The sequence below is a fragment of the Pseudomonas flexibilis genome, assembly GCF_000806415.1.
Taxonomy (GTDB): domain Bacteria; phylum Pseudomonadota; class Gammaproteobacteria; order Pseudomonadales; family Pseudomonadaceae; genus Serpens; species Serpens flexibilis.
Window position 1 is genome coordinate 375877 of record NZ_JTAK01000005.1, and the last position, 17936, is coordinate 393812.

Annotated in this window: 16 protein-coding genes and 1 pseudogene; all 17 read right to left on the minus strand. The window is 65.4% G+C overall.

All coding sequences use genetic code 11. The features are described 5' to 3' along the window. Positions 1-6: 6 nt before the first annotated feature. Entirely contained in the window at positions 7-3747 is a 3741-nt protein-coding gene (locus tag PT85_RS13890) for a DUF6079 family protein (RefSeq protein ID WP_197058174.1), read from the minus strand. Positions 3748-3786: 39 nt separating this feature from the next. Continuing rightward, positions 3787-4242, minus strand: a complete 456-nt coding sequence (brxF, locus tag PT85_RS13895) for a BREX-3 system P-loop-containing protein BrxF (RefSeq protein ID WP_039607054.1) — start codon at positions 4240-4242, stop codon at positions 3787-3789. A 10-nt stretch (positions 4243-4252) separates the two neighbouring features. Further along, positions 4253-5167, minus strand: a complete 915-nt coding sequence (locus PT85_RS13900) for a WYL domain-containing protein (RefSeq protein ID WP_039606981.1) — start codon at positions 5165-5167, stop codon at positions 4253-4255. Between the two features lie 213 nt (positions 5168-5380). Beyond that, positions 5381-5782: a type II toxin-antitoxin system YafO family toxin gene (locus PT85_RS13905; protein WP_082013073.1), complete on the minus strand. Its 402-nt coding sequence runs from the start codon at positions 5780-5782 to the stop codon at positions 5381-5383. Beyond that, positions 5718-6074 (minus strand): hypothetical protein, encoded by a 357-nt coding sequence (locus PT85_RS18075; RefSeq protein ID WP_052237688.1) that lies wholly within the window; start codon positions 6072-6074, stop codon positions 5718-5720. The genes PT85_RS13905 and PT85_RS18075 overlap by 65 nt, the downstream gene beginning before the upstream one ends. Positions 6075-6374: 300 nt before the next feature. After that, positions 6375-7121, minus strand: coding sequence for a TIGR03747 family integrating conjugative element membrane protein (locus PT85_RS13910; protein ID WP_039606982.1), 747 nt, complete (start codon positions 7119-7121; stop codon positions 6375-6377). Then, a complete protein-coding gene (gene traD / locus PT85_RS13915) occupies positions 7118-9271 on the minus strand; it encodes a type IV conjugative transfer system coupling protein TraD (protein WP_039606983.1) in 2154 nt (717 codons plus the stop codon). The genes PT85_RS13910 and traD overlap by 4 nt, the downstream gene beginning before the upstream one ends. 9 nt (positions 9272-9280) lie before the next feature. Next, positions 9281-9823 carry an integrating conjugative element protein gene (locus PT85_RS13920; RefSeq protein ID WP_039606984.1) on the minus strand — a complete coding sequence of 181 codons (543 nt, stop codon included), beginning with the start codon at positions 9821-9823 and terminating at the stop codon, positions 9281-9283. Then, positions 9820-10398, minus strand: a complete 579-nt coding sequence (locus tag PT85_RS13925) for a lysozyme family protein (RefSeq protein ID WP_039606985.1) — start codon at positions 10396-10398, stop codon at positions 9820-9822. Before PT85_RS13925 ends, PT85_RS13920 begins: the two co-directional genes overlap by 4 nt. Further along, positions 10380-11081, minus strand: coding sequence for a TIGR03759 family integrating conjugative element protein (locus tag PT85_RS13930; RefSeq protein ID WP_039606986.1), 702 nt, complete (start codon positions 11079-11081; stop codon positions 10380-10382). Before PT85_RS13930 ends, PT85_RS13925 begins: the two co-directional genes overlap by 19 nt. 3 nt (positions 11082-11084) lie before the next feature. Next, complete coding sequence (locus PT85_RS13935; RefSeq protein WP_039607056.1) at positions 11085-11714, minus strand: hypothetical protein; 630 nt, start codon at positions 11712-11714, stop codon at positions 11085-11087. Continuing rightward, complete coding sequence (gene pilL2, locus PT85_RS13940; protein WP_052237690.1) at positions 11707-12246, minus strand: PFGI-1 class ICE element type IV pilus protein PilL2; 540 nt, start codon at positions 12244-12246, stop codon at positions 11707-11709. The genes PT85_RS13935 and pilL2 overlap by 8 nt, the downstream gene beginning before the upstream one ends. A 154-nt stretch (positions 12247-12400) precedes the next feature. Next, the gene (locus tag PT85_RS13945; protein WP_039606987.1) at positions 12401-13225 is read right to left on the minus strand and encodes a DUF932 domain-containing protein; all 825 of its coding nucleotides are present in this window, start codon (positions 13223-13225) and stop codon (positions 12401-12403) included. Positions 13226-13343: 118 nt separating this feature from the next. After that, positions 13344-13742 carry a hypothetical protein gene (locus PT85_RS13950; protein WP_039606988.1) on the minus strand — a complete coding sequence of 133 codons (399 nt, stop codon included), beginning with the start codon at positions 13740-13742 and terminating at the stop codon, positions 13344-13346. A gap of 85 nt (positions 13743-13827) precedes the next feature. Next, a complete protein-coding gene (locus PT85_RS13955) occupies positions 13828-14286 on the minus strand; it encodes an STY4534 family ICE replication protein (protein WP_039607058.1) in 459 nt (152 codons plus the stop codon). 334 nt (positions 14287-14620) lie between these two features. Then, on the minus strand, positions 14621-15328 hold the full coding sequence (locus PT85_RS13960) for a DUF5983 family protein (protein ID WP_039606989.1): 708 nt from the start codon (positions 15326-15328) through the stop codon (positions 14621-14623). 702 nt (positions 15329-16030) lie between these two features. Continuing rightward, positions 16031-17929, minus strand: a pseudogene (locus tag PT85_RS13965) (DNA topoisomerase III); the annotation flags it as partial. Between the last annotated feature and the right edge of the window lie 7 nt (positions 17930-17936).

Below are 17936 nucleotides of genomic sequence, written 5' to 3' on the forward strand. Positions count from 1 at the left end.
GTCACCTCACTCGATCACAAAGCGCAGTTTGGTGGCATCCTTGCCCTTGCAGCGCTCGTTCATGAAGGTGTCGAAGCGCTTGCGCAGGTCGTCCGGCGTGGCCGGGGAGCCGCCTTGCAGCAGCGCCTGCCTGATCTCGTCTCCCTTGACCGCGATTTTCTCAAGCCCCGACAGCGCCTCCTGCACGGCGTTGGCGAATTCGCTGGTCATCGGGTCCGGCAGCTTGCGCGAGGTCAGGAAGGCATCAATCAACTTCTTGGATGCGGGCGGCAGCAGGCCCAGGCTGTCCTGCGTGAACGGGTCTTCCAGGTTCTCCAGCAGGGTTTGCTGCCAGTTGGCCACCAGCTGATCCAGGTCCTCGTCCAGCTTGTTCAGGCGGTTGACCGCCGGAATTAGCTCCAACTGCTCAGCAGACGGGCGGAACTGGCAGTGCGGGCAGACGGCGGCCGTGACCAGGGTCGGCTCATCCAGCGAGGAACAGCTCTTTAAGCCGTTGAGCGACTCCTCGAAGGCGGTTAGCTGGCTGGTGGGCATCAGCGACACGCCGGCCAGCACGCGTAGTGCCAGCAGGCGGTCGTCTTTGCGCAGGGCGTTGCGGGTCTTGTCCTCGGCCACGCCCAGCCGGGCCTTGCTGTGGCTGGCGATGTAGGCGGTGATGTAGTCCTTCTTGAGCTGGTTGAGCGTCTGCCGGTATTCTGCCGCGTGCTCGGCCGTGCGGTCTTGGCTCAGCTTTTCCTGCAGTGCCTTGCGGGCGGTTTCGGCCTGCTTCACCCAAGGGTGCTCGGAGGGCAACACCATCTCGGCCTGCGAAAGGTAGGACGCCGTGCTGCCCAGCTCCACCACCAGTTCGAGCAGACGCTCGACGGCGGCCAGGATCTCCAGATTCTTCCTCTGGCCGTCCAGGTCTTCCTGCGTGACACGCAGGTTCTTGAGCTTGCCGACGGTGTTGTACGGAGCCAGCGACTCGGTGAACTTCTTCAGCGAATCCAGCCGGGCGTGCCAGTCTTTGGCTTCTTCCTCGCGCAGCAGGTTCTGACCCCAGAAGCCGAGTTTGCCTTGTTGCAGGTCAGAGCCGGCCTTGAGCACGCGTGGCACCAATGCGCTGACTTTCTCCTGGAGCTTGATGACCGGCTCGGTGTCGCCCTGGCTGGCCTTCTGGGCCAGGCCTGACGGGAGGTCGAACAACTCGAACAGGGCACGCAGCACCGCGAGGTTGATCTCCTTGGGCGCCTCGACGTGCTTGAACTGCTTGAGTTCCTCCAGTGAGCGTTCTGCCAGCTGGTTCAGTTTGCCGGAGTCGATCTTGTCGCCGGTGATCGACAGCACGATGTCGCCGGAGTAGACGAGGCCTCCCAGCACGGTGACCAGCAAATCGGGCTCCAGCCGGTACTTGATCGGCGCGAAATACTCGACGTCAGATGTGCCCGATAGCAGTTCGCTGCGGTTGAGCACCTGGCCGTGGCCCTTGGCCTTGAGCCGGTTGAGTACTTCCTGCGCGTAACGGGAGCTGGCCGGGTCGACGCGGTCGCCATCGAGCAATTCCAGCGCATCGAGCACGGCGAGTGCATCCTTGGTGCGAGTACCGCCGGCCAGTGCCCGCAGTGCGTTGCCGATCAGTTGCTTGCGGTTGGCCTCGGTGACCAGCACCGAGAAGGTGGGGTATTCCGGCGAGAGATCGACGAAACGTTGGCCAAGTACCAGACCCGAAATGACGTTCACCACATCGCGGAAGTTGATGCGTTCGTCCGCACCCAGTCGCGCCCGGTCACGCAGCGACACGCCTTTGGTCCACTCCTGCAGGTTCTTTTTCTTGCCCTGGTAGGTGACCTCGAAGGCGGTCATCTGCTTTTCCTGCAACCACTTGCTCATGGCGCGCAGGAAATCCTGTGCCTTGGAGAGGTAAATGGCCTTGGCGCCACCACTGGCGGTGGATGCCAGATCGAGCGCCGCCGCGTAGGATGACAGATGCTGCTTGAGATCGTCGTCCAGCCCGGTGAGGCGGAAGAAGACCTCGTCCGACAGGTTGTTGTCGGCGAACTTCGGCTTGTCGAAGGGCTGGATGAAGTAGACGTAAAAGTCGCGCTCGGGTTGGGCCGTGGGCCGATCGTTTGGCGCCCCGAAGAACAAGTAGCCCATGCGCTCGACACGGCGCTCCTGCCACTCGAGCTGGTACTGCCAGATTTGGAAGCCGGGGTAACGCAGGTCGTCGCTGCACTCCATCAGCGCTTTGACGGCGCTGTAATAGGCGCGGTCCAGTGCGTCGTCGGACAGGGCTTCGGCGCGTTTTTCGATCTGGGCGTCGTAGTCGATGTCCTTCTTGAGGTCGAGGTAGTACTGCTCGGTATCCGGCGCCTTGGAGATGAACTGACCGTTGACGGTCTTCAGCACTTCCCGCATCACAGTCTGCACCATCGACAGCAGGTTCTCGGCCGGATCGCCTGGCATGTCCTCCACGCCCGGCTGGAACAGACACAAGGCGTCTCGTAGCTCGGCAGCCGTGGGGCCGATGGGTACATGGATGTCGCCGCCCGTGGTCAAGCGGTGGACGGCCAACGCGTTGATGACGCGCAACGCCATGGCTTTGTAGGCCGGGCGCGTGAAGGCCTGCTGCACGCGGGACTCCAGCACTTCGGAGACGCGCATGACTTCCTTGATGTTGGGATCAGCGCGCAGAACCGAGTTGGCCTTGATGGTGTTCCAGAAGCTCTCGTAGCTGATGAACAGCGGTTTGTCGGCGGGCACTTCCTGTTCGAGGATGGCCAGCATGGCTGCCTCGATGGTCTTGAGCGCGCCACGCTTCTCGGTGAAGTGGATCTGCTCGAAGGTCTTCAGGTAGTCCGGGTGAACCGGGAACAACCGCACGTATTCGTCCATCCGCTCGTTCATGGAGCCATAGAACTTGGCGAACGGCGTGAGGTATTCGCGGATCTTGTTCTGCTGGTCAGCCGTTTTCTTGAGCAGGCGCGCGGAGACTACGAAGCTGACGTCCTGGCGGTCGATCAGGATCTGCGTGAAGCGCTCGTTGACGCGGCGCATGCTGTCGGCAACGTGCTGGAAGCGCACGCTGTCGAAAATGGCTTCCTGGACACCGGCCACGAAGCGGAATTTCAGGTGCTTGGTCACTTCGCCGATCTGGCGCAGGATGGCCAGGTCCTGCACCAGTTCGTGATCACGACGGGACTGCAGGTATTCCAGGAACTCGTCGACGACGAGCAGCACACCCTGGTCCGGGAATTTCTCCGCGAACGCGGCCATCATCTCCTCGAAGGAATCCTTGTTGTTGAGCTCCTTGTCGGCGGTCGGGAAGGTGTAGTCGACGCCGATCTTTTCGAGGAAACGCTCAAGCTGCAGGGTGATGATCTGGCGCAGGGGCATCTGCAGCCCGCCCACCTCTATGCGCAGCACCTTGAAGCGGCCAGCGATCGAGGCAACAGCCTCAGCCACCTTCGGGTGACGGATCATCGGAGCGTAGGCGGCGTCTTCAGCCACCAACGACAGCACCGACATCAAGTGCGACTTACCGGTGCCGTAGTTGCCGACGATCAGCACACCCTTGTGATCGACCGAGTCGTCGAAACTGAGCTGGGGAACCATAAGCTTGGAGATCCGTTCGGCCATGTCGTCGGAGATGACGTAGGTCGCGACGAGCTTCTTGGCCTCGTCCGGACGTCCGGCATCGAGCAGTTGAATGACTGACTCGATCTGCTCGAACTGGATCAGATCCCCGTATTTCATGTTCTTGGCCATATGGTTCTCTCTTCCCTGCTCTCTACTTTCAAATTCAGGTCAAATTTCAAATACAACCGCACCGTCGCGGCTGTAGTCACGATGTTCTGGATGGCTCATGTCCGCGTATACCAAGCGATCACCGCGCAGCTCGCCAGGCCAGACAGCCACGACGCGCTTGGAGTGAGCCAGCCGCCTGACAAGGTCAAGCGGGTTGATCTGCAGGCCCGGCTCGAACAGCAACTCGAGGTTATCGAGCAGCAGCGGGTCTTCAGTTCGTTCCTTGTCCGCGATCTCCCGCAGCAGTTCGCCTGCCGAGAAACCGCGCTTGTTGTTCGGCGTGGCGGCCAAACGGCGCCCCAGCTCCAGGCCGACATTGAGCGGCTCGATGTTGAGCTTGGCGCCGAGCTGGCGCAGCAGTTGGGTCTTGCCACTGCGGGAGGGGCCGACCAGCAGGATCAACTTGCTGTTGAGGTCGCCGATTTCGCCAATGAGGCGTTCGAGTTTTGCAAGCATGCTCATCCCCTTAGTCCGTCTCGGCTTCAAGCCGTCGCTGATCAGGGGTGCGATAACCCGGCGCCAGTACCGCATTGCGCACACCAGAGAGGGCCGAGGGATTTTTCAACCAAAGCCGATACTCATGTCCGCGCAGGGAATGATCCGGTGAACAATCGACACTCCACTCGCGCAAAACGTACCCGGCGGTTGCTGCGCGCAGTTTTATCCGCAACACGCCATCGCGCATGCCGTAGTCCATTTCAGTGATTTCTGGTCGGGGCTGATTAGGGTGGGGAACCAACTCAAGTTCGGCGATCCGAGCCCACTGCATGTCTTGATCACTCACTTCATGGACCGCTGCTGGCTGGCCATTGAGCACGACAGGGTTACTGATCCGGGTAAGGACGAAATCGCGGAACTCTTGGAAGTTTCGGTCGAAGGCACGGACATGCCAGCGGAGGCCATTGTCGATCAGCGCAAACGGGACGATTTCCCGCTGATTGCGGCCACTAGAGATGGAGTGGTACTCGATGCCTAACGGACATTTGTGGTGGATCGCCCGGGTCACGCTAGCCAACACATCCAGATTTGGATGTGTGAGCCGTGAGGGGCTCTCGCTGGTTACCCACGGACTGAGCCACATTGGTTCGCCGTCACCAAAGCCTTGTGTCAGCCACGACAACACTCGCTCTGGGAGGAAGTTGAAGATCGGCTGAAATCTCGGCCCCAGCACGTATGACTTACCCTTGGAGTCATAGTCGATGTTGCCTGGAGCCAGGTCCTTGTACAGCGCCAGATCTCTGGATGCAGCCGCGGACTGGATACCGAATCGCGTTACCAAATCGTGGCGGCGAATCTCGCCAAGGAATCGCACACGCAGCTCCACGAACGCAAGCCGATCGCGTTGTGATTGGGTCAAAGACTCGATAAGACGGCTTGGCATCCTTGCTCGACTACATGGCATGGGACTGGCGGGGATTCATTCGTGGGATATTGTTATACCCTTTTAGCCGCTAGGATGCATCGCATTTTGATGACCATAGCACCCTACCTTGGAGATGTGGTACATAGCCGGATTCCTGCTCTCCGCCGAAGCGGCGAATGCAAAGCAGCTCAAGAAATTCGGAAGGGCCTGTCCTTGGCAAAGCTCAGGTACTCAATGCTCATCCCTGAAGCGTTGAGCCAGGCGAGCCAGGTAGCGCATAGTCTTCTCCTCCCTGGCCTTGGCATGGGCGTCAGGGTAGAAAACTCCAAAGATGCAGTAGCGGTTGTCCTCCAGCTCACCCCGAACATAGACCAACGCAGCATCCCGCTCCGGAGCACCCTTTCTGCATACACGATCCTGTTGCGGCAGGTTGGCGGGAAACAACGACGGAGGCAGCCTCAAATGGATGTGCATGAGCTGCGCGCGAAAGGCGGCATGCGGCTGCGTGTACGGGACATCTCTTCCGAAGTACCTCGGCAACTGACCCGTTCCCTTATACATAAGGAAATCAGACCGCCAGGGCCCGCAGTGCATCACCGCTGGTATGCCCATCGATTGAACGAGGAGTTTCATAGGCCTGACGCGCCAGATCGTTGACCACGGACACCCACGATCGACCCTTGGCGACGGATCGGCGCAATTGCGCATGAAGCTCAGAGAGCGGAGCCGGCACCTCGACGTTTTTCAGGGCAAGCTCAATGCCGCGCAGGCTGGTTACCAGCTCTTGAAGCACCGCGCAGTTCTCTGGACCGATGTATGCCTCAACGCCGTCGCGCGTGTATTTCTTGGCCAGACTCATGAAAACCCGCTCAAGCTCGTGGGCCTGCTGACTGACCGCATGGATTGCTTCGGCGAGCGCCTGCATGGCTTGCTGCTGCTCGATCGGCGCGGTTTGCGTCTGGCTGTCAGGCTGCTGTTGTGCGGCGGCGGACTCATAACAACCATGAGTCCCAATGCAGCCGTAATAAGTGCCTGCGAGAGATTGCTCATGGTCTTTCCTGGCGACTTGCTCATGGCGACTCCCCGCAGCGAATGCTGCCGTGAATCAGGGCGGCTTGTTAGCCGGTCGCGGATTATCACAACCGGACGTTTACAGCGTCAACCTAGCAGACTCCAAAGCCACCATCGATTTGCCGGTCCCCCAACCCAGTTGGCCTGCACATTCTCACAGATATTTCTTGAAACTCCCTACCCCCACATTCACCACCAGCCCCAACCCCACCGCCCCCGGCAGCAGAATCCACAACGGATGCAACGACACCGGCAACGCCAGGTAGACCACCCCCGGCAGCACCGCCACAGGCATCAGCAACGCCTTGGCGCGGTGGTAGACGAAGCCGGATTCCCTCCCGGCGCCGAAGCGCCGAATGTCGCGGCGTACCAGCCCATCCACCAGGCCGACAAAGGCAGCGAGCAGCAACAGCGGCAGGCTCAGTGCCAGGACCAGCAGCCGCACGAGGAAGGTCAGCGTGGTGTAGGCGGCGGCCAGCAGGTAATTCTCCATCCAGACATAGCCCTGGCCGAGGTAGTACCCGGCATTGGGCATGCCCGTAGGTGATGTCGCCGGGGTGTTTGCGGCGTTGAGGCGCAGTTGCTGCAAGCCATTTTTCACAAACAGCCATTCCTGGGCGCTATCCACCAGCCGCTGCGCGGTACGACCCGGTTCGCGCACCAGGGCGCTGCGGGTGAACTGGCTGGAGAGCTGCTCCAATTCGAAATCGAGCATCGCCTCGGCGTGTCGCCAACCCTGCTCACGCCAGAACAGGTGCAGGCCCACGCATTCGACCAGGATCGACAGCAGCAGCGAGGCGCACAGCATGCCGAATAGCCGCCACGGCAGGCTCAACAGGCGCATGAACAGACCACGCGAGGCCGCCTGCTGTCGCGGGGCGGTGCCGACCGGTTCCCTCACGGCCGAGCCTCGCCGTCCTTACCCTCTTCCGCCGGCGGCCAGTCCTCGGTCAGATCCGTTGGCAGTCCGTCGTTCGGCGAGCCCGTACCGCTCCACCACTGCCCCGCTTCCGCGTAGCGCTGGCGCATCTGCGCGGTCAGTTGCTGCAGGTCGGCGGGCATCAGCTCGTCCGGATCCGGCGCCGGCAGCGGCATGCGCACCTTCCAGAGGGTGCCACCCTCGATCAGCGCGAAGCACTGGCCCTTGGGCAAGGCGACCACATGCGCGGGCTCGATCAGCGGCACGCTGGTCGCGCTGATGCGCTCCTGGGCGTTGCTGGTGAAGTCGGTCGCGCCGTGAATGTCGGAGCTGTCGGTGGCGCTGCTGACCACCATGGTGGTGTGCACCTCGACCTTGGGCAGCTGTCTGGTCAGCAGCTCGGCGGTGGCGGTCTCGCGCACGCGCAGCATGAACAGGTTGTTGAAGTTGCCGATCACCTGGCCGGCCTTGGCGCGGTTGCCCAGGCGCGCCTCGATGTCGCTGAGGGTCTGGGTGTAGGCGGTGACCTGCATGCCGGCGCCGCCACCCTTGTTGATCAGCGGAATGAACTCATCGCCCATCAGCTCGTTGAATTCGTCGGCGTGCACGTTGATGGCCACCTTGCGGTCAGGCCGCGCGCCCGGCAGGCCGTCGTCGATGCCGTGCTTGTAGAGGTGGCCGGCCACCGACACCAGGTCGCTGAACATGGCGTTGCCCACCGCCGCCGCCACCTCGGCGTCGGACAGCGCATCCAGACCGACATAGACGACCGCCCGCTTCCGGATGATCTGCATCCAGTCGAAGATCGGTCGCGGGTCGGCCAGGTCGGTGTAGTCCGGGGCGAGCAGCCGGGCGATGGTGCCGGTGGTGAGCTTCTCCAGCAGCGGCAACAGGCTGGCGACGATCTTGTCGAAGTAGGTGCGGTCGTAGCGCACCGCCGAACGCAGGCCGTCGAGCACCGGATCGTAGGTGCGCGCCTGGGCCAGGTACTGCTCCAGCGCCACCACGCGCTTCTCGCGACCGACCATATGGCGCGGGATGCTCTTGTCGCTGAGCCGGCCTTCGAGCTGGACGATCACCTCCCAGGCCTTGGGGTCGGCCTTGGCGAAGAAGTGCCGGGCGTATTCCAGGAACAGCGCATCGATGTTGACCACATGGCGCTGGATCAGCAGGTAGTCCGGGCGCAGCCCCAGCGCCACCAGGGCGCGGGCGATGATGTTGACGAAGCGCCAGGCGAATTCCCGAAACGCCGCGCTATTGCCTTCTCCGGACAGCTGGCCGGCGATGCGCGTGGCCACTTCCGAGATGCGCCCGAAGCGCCCCACCGCGTTGTAGCGGGCGCTGATTTCCGGCCAGCCGAGATGGAAAACGTAGAACTCTCCTTCCCGCCCGGCCCGCCGCGCCTCGACGTACATGCGCTTGAGCAGGTCCGCGTCGCCCTTGGGGTCGAAGACGATCACCACCTCGTGCTCGTCGTTGACCCGGCGGCGGATGTCCTGGGTGATGAACAGCTCGGCCAGCCGCGTCTTGCCGACCCGTGTGGTGCCCAGCACCAGGCTGTGGCCGACCCGCTCGCCCAGCGGCAGGCTGACGTCGACTTCCTGCGGCTCGATGCCATGCAGGCGCGGCAGGCCGCCCAGCGGTGGCAGTGGCCGCACCGGGTTGAGCGGGCTGTCCCAGGCCAGCAGGCGTGCCAGCCGGGCCAGCGGCGGCGGCGCGAATTCCAGCCGCGCCTCCAGTCGCCGCGCCAGGCGCTGCAGCGCGGGCGGCTCGACGTAACGGCGAAACTCGGGGCGGTAGGTCTGCGCCAGTCGGTGGGTGTGTCGCTGCTCCCAGCGAAAGCCGCGGCCGATGAACAACCGCTGCGCACTCACCGGAACATCGCGGCTGCGCATCCAGTAGCGCGGCAGACGACGGATGTTGCGCCGGTAGCGCAGGATCACCCAGGCCTGGCGCAGGCGCACTGCGCCGAAGGTGAGAAAGCCCAGCGCGCTGCCCAGGCCGAGGAGCGGATCGAGGGCCAGTGCCCAGGGCGCGGTCACGCAAAGCAGCGCGGCGGCGGCGCAGACCGCCACGCTGTACAGCTCCACGGCCGGCCGCAGCAGCACTTCGATGGCATGGGCGCTCGACATGCCCGCGTCTCACTGCTCGATCGCGGTGGCGGTGATCAGCACCGGGTAGTGCCGCACGCTCAGGCGCTGTGCCAGCTCGTCACCGGACACCGGCGCCAGGGTCAGCCCGGGAGCCAAGGCGCGCAGCGCCGCCAGCGCCTGCGGCGTTTCCACCTGCACCACCAGGCCGATGGCATCCAGGTCGCGCAACTGGTTCAGGCGCTGGCGCAGCCAGTCACGCGAGCGGACGTCGTCGCCGATCAGGAACACCGGCAGCAATCCGGGTGCCCGCAGCACCCGGGGCGCCACCAGGCCGGGCGTCAGGTGCGTCGAGCGCACCGGCAGCAGATCGGCCTCGGTGAAGGGGCGTTTCCGCTCAGGCTGTGCGCGCGGCAGCACCGCGGCGTCGCGAGGCGTCAGGCCCAGCGCCTGGTAATAGGGCTGCGCCGGCGCCCCGCCCAGATCCTCGACAACGATCAGCGGCGGCGGCGCGGCGGGGAGCATCGACGGCGTGGCCAGGGCCAGCAGACCGGGCAATGCCGGTGCAACCGTACGCAGGTGGGTACGCTTCATGGCGGGGCATCTCCTCGTTGGGCGCCCTGCCCCGACACGCCGAGCACGCGCGCCAGGTGCCGCTCGACTCCCTGGCGATAGCGCGCGGCGGGTGCGCCGCCGGCCGGGCGATGGTAGCGGCCGACCGTGATCAGCCAGGTGTCTCCCGGCACGTGCTGCTCGCGCAGAATCGCCGCGGCGACTGCCAGGTTGCGGTAGGGGTCGAGCAGCTCGCAGGGCTCGCGGTAGCGGTGCCGCTGGTAGCCCAGGTTGATCTGTCCCAGGCCGGCGTCGATGCGGGTCGACGGCACCTCGCGCAGGGCCTGGCGCAGCGCGGCACAGGCCGCGTCGCGGCGGGCGAAGCGCCTCGGAATGCCGGCCACGTTGAGCGTCCAGGGCCAGGGCACCAGCCGGCCATGCAAGCGCCGGCCGCTTTCCTGCAGCGCCAGGGCGTACAGCACGCTGGCCGGTACGCCGGCGAGCTGAGCCGCCATTTCATAGGCTGGAGGGATGTCCTGGGCCGACACTACGCCGACCAGCCAGCCGCCCAGCAGCGGCAGCCAGCGACGAGCGCGGCTCAGGGCTGGCGCCGCCATTGGCCGGCCACCTGACGCAGTACGGCGGGCAGCTCGCCCGGCTGGCCGAGCAACAGCCAGCGGCCCGCGTCGTGATTGAGGGTGATGTGCCCGGCGCGCACCTTTACCGGATCGACACCGGCGGCCTGCGCCCAGGCCCGCAGTCGCGCATCGTCACCGCCGCTGCCCACCAGGTAGAGATCGAACGCGCTACCCGCAGCTTGCAGGCGCCGCACCTGCTGCGCGCAGGTCGGGCATTGCGCCGAGACGAACACCGCAAGGCGCGCCGGAACAGGCTCGGCAGCGGGGCTGATCCGCAGCAGATCCGGAGCCAGGCGCTGCCAGGCCTCGTCGTAGGCGCGCTGGTAGGTGAGCAGCTTCTCCACACGCCGGGCCTCGGCCTGCACCTGCAGTTCGGCGTAGTGGCGCCGCTCCTCGTCGGTGCGAGCCTCGATACCCAGCGCGGTCAGCGGATCGAGACCCGGTGAATGAATGCCGAGCGGCCCGCGCATCAGCTCGCGGTAACGGGTCCACTCCTCGTCCTGCAGCCCCCAGTCGCGGGCCTGTTTCGACTCGTCGAGCGTAAGCGCCTGGCTATGGGTGGTGGTCGAAGCGCGCTCGGTCTGGTTCTGCGCCAGAGCGGGCTGCCCAAGGATGATCAGCTCGCAGCAGAGGACCATAGCCAGCGGTCGCGGCAGGCACATCGACTAGCGCCCCGGCATGGGCAGGCGCTGCGTCGCGCCCGCTTTACGGAAGATGACGTGATCGGCCTCAATGGCTTCGAGCCGCCAGCCGCCCTCCTCCTCGCCAACCAGCAAAAGGCGGGCCTCGGACAGCGTGCCGGCATCGCCGGACAGCAACGACACAAATCGCTCACCGCCACGCCATTCGAGGCCCATAACCCGGAACGCCGGCTCGACCGGTGCCGGCCGCTTGGCCGCAACGGTGCGCGGACGTGGCGCTACGACCGGCGCCGGCCGGGGCAACGGCCGCGCTTCCAGCGCGGCCAGCCGCGCCTGCAACGCCGCCAGCTCGCTGGTAGGCAGGCGCTCGGAAAGGGCCTGCTCGATCGCTGCTAGGCGTTGCACCAGCACCTGGCGTTCGTGCTCATAGCGCGCCTGTTCCACGCCGGGCGGTTGCCGGCGCGCTTCTCCGAATCGCTTATCGAGAGCATCGAGGCGACCCTCGAACAGCGCCATGCGGGCATCCAGCAGTTCGGGATCGGTGCGGTTCGACCAGGCCACGTAGTCGATCAGCACCAGAGCGCTGATGAAGATGAGCCAGGCAGCGCTGGCCACCGCCAACAGCGTCGGTTGCCGGCGCGCGTGCTCATTCATGGCGACCATCCCCACTCAAAGGCGCCTCGGACGGCTCCGCATCGGCACGGGCGAAACACACCTGGCGCTGCGGCTCATCCACCTGCAAGCGCCAGGGCGAACCGGCCAGGGTCAGCAGCGCATCGCGCAACAGCATCGGGCCGAGCCGGTAGTGGGCCGCCGGCAGCGGCAGGCCCAGCAGCGTCTCGCTGTCCGCGCCGTCGCACAGCCGATAGCCGGAGCGCTGCAGCAGGTGCCGCAAGGCGTCGCCGACGCTGGCATGCAGGGTGTCGGGAACGGAAACCTCGACCACCTGGGAAAGGAGATCCCACTGGGCCGCCGTGGGCGCCAGTTCGACCAGGGTATAGCGGCCGTAGCGCACGGCCGGCACTGGTGCAGGCTCGAATGCAGGAGCGGCGGTTGCGGCCGCCGGGGTTGCCGACTGGTCCCGCGCCACGCTGCCCGCACAACCAGCCGCCAGCGCCATGGCGAGCAGCAGCGCAGCGGCAAGTGCGTGTCGAAAATGGGTCTGAACGTATGGGAATCGCTGCATCGTCTGGCTCCGATGGCGGAGCCGTTACCTTCGATGCACCAGCACGGATGAACAGCTAACAAAGGGCATCGGCGCCCGCCCCGCTTTCCGGCGCCCATCGCGGTGCGAGCACAAAAAAGCGGGCCATGCCTGTTCGGCATGGCCCGCTGATAGATCAGGACTTCAGTTGTCGCAGCCCATCGGCCAGCATCCACAACGCCCGGTTGAGGCGGATGTTCTGGTCAATGCCCTGAACGGAGCGGGTGCGCTGGGTACGCCCATTGCTCTGGCGTCCCGGCAGGCCGCCCTTGATCAGGTTCTCCTGTGCACGGTTGAACAGCGACCACAGGTCCGGACGCCGGTCGTCGAAACGACGCGGCATGAGGATCTGCTCCTCGGTCACCGGCGCCGGACTGTCCGGGTCGAAACGCAGACTTAACGCGGCACGGGCGAACACTTCCGCCTCGCCTGCATCGAGCCGCACCGCGCGCATGGCCTCCCGCGACTGCTGCACCTGCTCGAAGCCGTGCAGCACCTCGTAGGCGCCTTCGATCACCTGGTGGGTGACATTGCCCTTGTGGGGCACGCGCACGTCGGACAGCGTGTCGCCACAGACTAGGCCGTTGGCACACACGAAGCGGAACATCCCGGCCAGCATCTGGTAGCTGCTGCTGCCATCGTGTGAGTTGAGCAGGATGATCTCGTTCGCCTCGTCACCGTTGATCTGACTGGCGTGACGCAGGCGCAGCATGTGCTTGGTGTGCTCGCGACGGCCCTCCTGCCGCACGCGGGTCTGACACACCATGAACGGCTGGAAGCCTTCCCGACGCAATTCCGCCAGCACCGCGGCGGTGGGTATGTAGCTGTAACGCCGCGAGCGGCTGTGGTGCGCCTCGGCCGCGAAGATCGACGGTACGACGGCACGGATCTGATCATCAGACAGCGGATGATCGCTGCGCAGCATCGGCGAGCCAGAAGCAAAGCGGGATGCAAGTTGCATGGCATTTTCCTCGGAAAACGGGCAAGCGCTGACCGACCGGCAACGGCTGGAGGGCGCGGGCTTGCGAAGAGAGAGAACGCCCCTCACTGCGGGGCGGGTTGGGACAGGTGTCGAACGACTAGACGGGGGTGCGCGGTTCCACTGCAGTCGGCGCTCGCCGTCGCGCATGCCAGGCACGCACGCCCTCGCGCCACTCGCGGCATTGCTCGGGCGCGAGGGCCAGGTAGGACAGCGGGCAGGAATAGCGGTACGGGTGCATGGACTCGTCCAGCGGCTTGTACCCCCACTCGCCACCACTGCGCTGCAGCAGGTCGCAGCGGATGTAGCGAAGCGACTCGCCTGGAGCGAGATCCCGATGCACACCGGCCTGCTTGGCGGTGACTTCGACCACGGACCACAGGGCGTCGCCGCGCAGTGCGTGGGCGATGACCGTGACGCTGGCGCGTTCGGTCTGTGACGGTTGGATCAGTTCCCGGATCAGCTCAGCTCGGGACTGCGGTGAGAAATACCAGCCCATGGGTGGCCTCCTGTGACGACAGAAGCCGGAGCCTCCCCGTCGGGGAGAAACCCCGGCGGTGGGTGGAATGTCGCGGTGGCGACGGTCAGGCGAGCTGCGCGGCTGCAGGCTGCTCCAGGGTGGAGTCAGGAGTCGGCGTGGCGGTGTCGGTCGGCCGGGGTTCGGCCTTGTAGACCAGCTCGCCATCGACCTTGATCCAGCCGATGAACAACAACCGCGCCTTGAGGCTGACCCCTACCTCACCGGCGCGCTTGCCGCGCGAGTAGGTGAAGGTGTCGGTCCACAGATCGCCGAGGCGAAAGCCGATCAGCACCTTGCGCTCGGCGGTGACGGCAGGCAGGCAGCGGCGCACCAACTGCTGAGCTTCGCGCCCGCTGACGCGTACGTCGAAACGGCGGTACTCCACGCCGTCGGCGGGACCGTTCAGTGCCGCGATATCGGCCGCCAGAAAGGGTTCGCCTTTCCGGGGTGTGACTTCGCGTATGCGATTGAGGTAACCCAGACCACTGATGTGCAGGTCGAAGAAGGATTTTTCTTGAGACATGGCGGATCTCCGTAGCAAAGCTGCGGAGACGCATCGACCCTGGCGGGTGATGTGACCCCGCACAGGTTGAGGAACTACAGACAGGCATCACCACCGTTGCCGATGGCCGTTCGCGCAGGGATGCCGGAGCGAACTGGTGTGATCAACGCGGTCAAGCCGCGCCGCAGCCTTGAAGATCCTGGCTGCCTGGGCATGCTGCTGATCGCAATCAGCGGGGCACGGAGGCAGGATGGCGTGAATCGCCGGGTTCAGCCTGGATCAATGGGTAGCTGGCCGACGCCTGATTTCCCAGCCCGTAACCAAACGAGCCCCTGAACGGGGCTCGGTGTGCCACTCAGACATCGTAAAGCGGCAGTCCCTCCAGTACCGCCGCGTCGGCATCGAAGATCAGCACGCGCACATCGGCAAGCGCCGCGAGATGGAGGATCTCCAGCAGGGATTCCAGCACGCCGCGCTCCCGGCACTCCTGGAGCATCTGCGCGGCGCTGATGCCTTCGATGCGCTGCAGATGCTCATCGGTCCAGGGCGTGGCGAGGAGCTTCACGCCCAGAGCGCCGCTGCGCGGAAGGCGAAAGACTTCGAACAGAAAGCCCGTCGGCACGGGCAGATCAGCCAGACGGCAAAGGTAATCGAGTGCCTGTCCGGTCAGGTGCGCGGTGCTGATTTCCCAGCAACGGCTGTAGAAGCCGGTCTCGAAACCCAGCCGCCGGACCCGTTCGCGGGCCGCCTCCCGGGTGTAGGTGTCTCCCACATGCACCGGGCTGCCATCGAAGTCGCGCCCTTCCAGCGAATAGACCACCGAGAGCGCCAGGCCCTCGCTCTGGCACTGCGCCAACAGCTCGTCCGCCACAACGTGGCCTTCGCCGACAACGGCGAACTCCTCATTGAACAGACAGGGCGAGCGCACTACCTGCTCGTCGCTCAGGCGTGCCTGGCTGGCATGCAGCGGCCGCCACAGCGGCGCGCCTCCTTCGGGGCAAATCAGTAGGGTGCGCACCTGGTAGAGATCCCGATAACCGCGAATGAAAGGGTTGGGAGTCATGGACGTTCTCCTGAAAGGACGAGGCCAATCCCCGGCTGGGGATCGAACCCCAGCGGGTGGATGAGTGGCTGCCGGCCGGGCCGGCGGAGACAGGGCGTCCGCCGATGCGGACGGGTAGGTCGCACGGAGAGGCTCCGTGGCAGCCGCGTGACCCGAGGGCTGCTGGCCAGACGCCGAACCGTTCGGCGACACAAGCCGGGGCAGCATGCGCACGCCGCACACGGTCCTCGCGGAGAAATGGGCAGCTGAAAACGCCCGGATTGCCGGGCGTGGAACAGGAAGGAAACGCCGAGGGCCTGCGCCTTCGGCGGTGGAACAGGTAACCACCCGTGACGGTCGCCTGGCGCGGCTTGGGAGCCGCTACCCGGTGATTCGTCACCCGGCCCGTGTCGTGACTGGGGCCGGTACGCTCAGGCACACATCCGCGCACAAAGGGAGCCCGTTGTTTCACCGGCGGGCACCGGCGGCGACTGGCATCGACCCGTGAGGTCTCCGGGTGGCTCGGCTGACAAGCCATCGGGAGACCCCACGGGGCCAACGCATCACACCGATCAGTAAGATCGCGTCAGGGCGCGACCTCGGAACAGAAGCCCTTCTCGCTCCAACGGCCGTAGCGGACTGACGGAGCGCGCGCACGCTTGCAGAAGGGAATGTGCGCTGGCGATCCCGCCGAAGCGGGACTTGTGCTCAAGGCCCCTGCCCCTTGCCCCGCCGCGTGCGCGAGGCGGGACGACGCTGGCGCTCCTGGGGCGCCGAAGGTGCGATGGTGAGCGTCGCGCCCCGGTACTGCTCGACCAGTTGCGCAACCCAGGCCGATTGCCGGGCGACAAACGCCTCCAGACTCAGCTGCCCGCTGGCGATCCGGTCCAGTGCCTGCTCCCAGACTGCGGTCAGGCCCGGATCCGCCACCGCGGCGGGGACCGCGTCGATCAGCATGCGGGCCGTGTCCGACGGACGCACCGAGCGCCCCTTCCTCAGCAGATAGCCGCGATCGAGCAGGCCCTGGATGACGGCGGCGCGGGTCGCCTCGGTGCCGATCCCGGTGCTCTCCTTGAGCGTCTGCCGCAGGCGTGGGTCGCGGACCAACCGGGCAATGCCCTTCATGGCCGCCACAAGCTCGCCCTGGGTATAGGGTCGCGGTGGCAGCGTGCTGGACGCCTTTACCTCGACCTGTTCGATGCCGCAGGTCAGGCCGCAATGCAGCGCCGGCAGCACCTGAGCGCCGGCGAAGGCTTCGCCCTCGCCTTGCGCCTCGCTCAGCTCCGGTTCGCACAGCAGCTCACGCCAGCCCGGCACGAGGATCTTCCGGCCTGCGGCCTGCAGAACCTCGTCGCCACAGGCCAGCCGCACAGTGGTTCGCTCGAACACATGGTGCGGCAGGAACTGCACGAGGTAACGGTCACGGATCAACTGATAGACCGCCCGCTCCCGCTCGCTCATCGCCGCCAGGTTGATCGGCTCGGCCGTGAGAATGATGCCGTGGTGGGCGCTGACGCGAGCGTCGTCCCAAGCGCTGGAACGTTGCGTGAGATTCAGCCGGTCGATCACTGGTCCCAGCGCCGGGTCGCTGCGCAGCAGAGCATAGAGCACGGCCGGCACCTCGGCGAACATGCTGGCGGGCAGGTAGCCCGAATCCGATCGCGGGTAGGTGCAGGCCTTGTGCGTCTCGTACAGGGCCTGGGCGATATTCAGCGTTTCCTGCACGTCTAGCCCCAGCCGCCGCGAACACAGCGTCTGCAGGGTGCCGAGATCGAACGGCAGCGGAGGTGCCTGACGCACCTGCTCGGTTTCCAGCGACAGCACACGTGCCGGTCCCGCCGCTTTCACGCGCTCAGCCGCCTGCAGGGCAACCTCCTGGCGCAAACAGCGCCCCTCGTCGTCGACACTGGTCGCCGGCGGCAACCAGCGGGCGTAGAAAGTCTGCTCCTCGGCCGTCAATCGCACCTGGATGCTCCAATACGGAACCGCCACGAAATCGCGGATAGCTCGCTCGCGATCCACCACCAGTTTGAGAGTCGGCGTCTGCACCCGGCCGACCGAGAGCACGCCAGTATGGCCGGCCTGGCGGCCCAGCAGGGTGAACAGGCGGGTCAAGTTCATGCCGATCAGCCAGTCGGCGCGCGAGCGTGCCAGCGCCGCGTGATACAGCGGCAGCGTCGAGTTCCCATCGCGCAGCTGGCCGAGCGCCTTGCGGATCGAGGCCTCGTTCAGCGCCGACAGCCATAGGCGCTGAATCGGTCCCCGGTAGCCGCACAGCTCGATGAGCTCGCGGGCGATCATTTCACCCTCGCGATCGGCGTCGGTGGCGATCACCAGTTCGCGGGCCTGGCCGAGCAACTGCCGGACCACCTTCAACTGCGTGGCGGTGGCCGCCTTGGGCACGATGCGCCAGTGCTCGGGGATGATCGGCAGCTGTTCAAGGGACCAGCGCCGGTACTGTTCGCCGTAACCTTCGGGCGCAACCGCCTCGACCAGGTGGCCGATGCACCAGGTCACCACCACGCCGGCGCCCCGGTAACAGCCGTCGCCGCGTTGGGCGGCACCCAGCACGCGGGCGATGTCCTTGCCCTGGGAGGGCTTCTCGCAAAGGAACAGGCGCATGGGTCTC